The organism is Deinococcus sp. (genome assembly GCF_030523985.1).
GTDB lineage: Bacteria > Deinococcota > Deinococci > Deinococcales > Deinococcaceae > Deinococcus.
Map to the genome: position 1 here is coordinate 1 of NZ_JAUNHK010000187.1, position 2,598 is coordinate 2,598.

At 61.1% G+C, this 2,598-nt stretch carries 3 protein-coding genes; all 3 read left to right on the forward strand.

The window, feature by feature from the left end; translation table 11 throughout:
• Nucleotides 1-39: 39 nt before the first annotated feature.
• Entirely contained in the window at nt 40-768 is a 729-nt protein-coding gene (gene lipB / locus Q4C89_RS14740; RefSeq protein WP_303103377.1) for a lipoyl(octanoyl) transferase LipB, read from the forward strand.
• Between the two features lie 74 nt (nt 769-842).
• Nucleotides 843-1,835: a lipoyl synthase gene (gene lipA, locus Q4C89_RS14745; protein WP_303103378.1), complete on the forward strand. Its 993-nt coding sequence runs from the start codon at nt 843-845 to the stop codon at nt 1,833-1,835.
• 99 nt (nt 1,836-1,934) lie between these two features.
• Entirely contained in the window at nt 1,935-2,564 is a 630-nt protein-coding gene (locus tag Q4C89_RS14750) for a hypothetical protein (RefSeq protein ID WP_303103379.1), read from the forward strand.
• Nucleotides 2,565-2,598 lie beyond the last annotated feature (34 nt).

Here is a 2,598-nt window from a genome sequence, read left to right on the forward strand (position 1 = left end):
GCACAAAATGGCGCGGGGCCGGGGCGTACAATTCGGGCCGTGACCGAGACTGCGGCCCAGGAAAGGGCATTCGACATTCTGGATTTGGGTGTGGTGCCGTATGGCGAGGCGTGGGCCTTGCAAAAGGAGCACCACGCACGGGTGGTGGCGGGCGGCAAGCCCACGCTGCTGCTGCTGGAGCACCCGCCTGTGCTGACGCTGGGGCGCAAAGCCCGCGAAGGCGAAAACATCGTGGTGACGCGAGACTATCTGGCGGCGCAGGGCATCGAGGTTTACGAGATCGAGCGCGGCGGCGACGTGACCTACCACGGCCCCGGTCAACTGGTGGCCTACGCCATTTTTCCGGTGGGACGCAAAATCGTGGACTTTTTGCGGCTGCTGGAAAACGCGACCATCCAGGCGCTGCACACCCTCGGCCTGCCCGACGCCCGCCCCAATCCCGGCTACGCGGGCGTGTATGTGGACTCCCGCGAAGTCAACGGCAAGACCTACGACCAGAAAATCGCCAGTTTCGGCGTGGCAGTCAAACGACATGTGGCGCTGCACGGCATCGGGCTGAATGTCAGTACCAACCTGCACCACTTTGAACTCATCGTGCCGTGCGGCCTGCAAGACACCCAGATGACCAGCGTGCAGCGCGAGTACGACCTGCGCGGTCTCCACCGTCAGGCAAGCGTGGCGGAAGCGAAAAAGGCGCTGGCTGACGCTTTCGTGCAAGTGTTCGCCCCTTATGATTGGAGCATTCCGGAGATGATGGTCGATAGATGACGGAAAGAACCTGATTCTGACACCGTTTCTTGCGCCACCAGAAGCCTGAGCGCGTACCCAAAAGGACAACCAAAATGACTCAGCAAGACCAGACCAGCAAAGAACCCAAGTTCATCAAAAACGGCATCTACCGCAAAGACAGCGTGCCGGTGCGCGAAAAGAAGCCCGAATGGCTCAAAGTCACCATCCCGACGGGGCAGGTGTACGGCGAGGTTCGCAAAATCGTGAAGGAACACCGCCTGCACACGGTCTGCGAGGAAGCCATGTGCCCCAACATCGGCGAGTGCTGGAGCCGGGGCACGGCGACTTTCATGCTGATGGGCCACATCTGCACCCGCGCCTGCCGCTTTTGCGCGGTGGACACGGGCAACCCGATGGGCAAGCTGGATCTGGACGAGCCGCAGCACGTGGCCGACTCGGTGCGGCTGATGGGCCTGAAATATGTGGTGCTGACCTCGGTAGACCGCGACGACCTGCCCGACGGCGGCGCGTACCATTTCGCCAAGACCGTACAGGCCATCAAGAAGCTGAACCCCGAAACCCGCGTGGAAGCCCTGACCCCCGACTTCGGCGGCAATACGGCCTGCGTTGACCTCGTGCTGGACAGCGGCGTGGACACCTACGCCCAGAACCTCGAAACGGTGCGCCGCCTGACCCACCCGGTGCGCGACATCCGCGCCGACTACGACCAGACGTTAAGCGTTCTGGCTCACGCCAAAAAAGCCCGCCCGGACGTGATTACCAAGACCTCCATCATGCTGGGGCTGGGCGAAAGCCGTGAGGAAATTACCGAGGCCATGCAGGACTGCCGCGCTGCTGGCGTGGACGTGCTGACCTTCGGGCAATACCTGCGCCCCACCATGCACCACCTGCCCGTCGAGCGGTACGTGTCGCCCGCCGAATTCGACGAAATCCGCGAGGAAGGCATGAAACTGGGCTTCATGGAAGTGGTCGCCGGGCCGCTGGTGCGCAGCAGCTACAAGGCCGAGCAGATTGTGATGGACAAGCCGGGGAACCTGCCCGAGCATCTGGCGCACATTGAGGGCAACGAACTGAACCTGATTTGATTGGGTCGTTGAAAGCAAAGGGCCGGAGCGGGAGCTTGCGGCCTTTATGCTTTGGGAATGGGCACAGTGAGGGTTGACCGTCGGGAGTTGTTGCGGTTCATGAACTCCGGCGACGAAGAGGCCAACGGGCATCACACCGCCATGACAGGGTTTATGGGTGAACCTCTTGCTGTCGGCCTCATCCTCCATTACCTACGAGCGCAGGGAAAACCTGCCGAGTTGGTGAGTTGGAAAGTGACGCCCGGCACGCGCAAAGGCTCACGCCTGGACGCCTGGATTCACGACGGGATGGGCACGCTTTACCAGACGGAAATCAAAATGTGGGCGGGGAATGCGATTGGGGGGCTGCGTTTGAAAGATGGTCTGAGTGACGATGAATTACTGAGACTGGGCCAAAAACAGTGGCTGGAACGTATTTGGAACGACGCTGCACAGGGTTTCCATGCGCCGCAAGTTGGGAAGGTGCTGGATGTGATGACTCTGCCGCCCGGTATCCATCCCGAAAGAGTAGAGCCGCTCCTCTGCCTGTGGTGGCTGGTGGCCCCCGACGAGAAAGCGGGTGCATGGTTCACCCTGCCTCTTCGAGAAGGCCAGCATCCACCTTTCGAGCAGGTGCACGTGTTTTCGTTGACCCGTTATTTGATGGAACTGACCGAGGACGTTCTGGAACTGGAGATGCCCCGTCTGGCGGAGCGCCTGAACTGGTTGGAGCGCCTTTTTCCGGCCTGATACGGGTTTTACGGCATGGACACAACTCACCCCC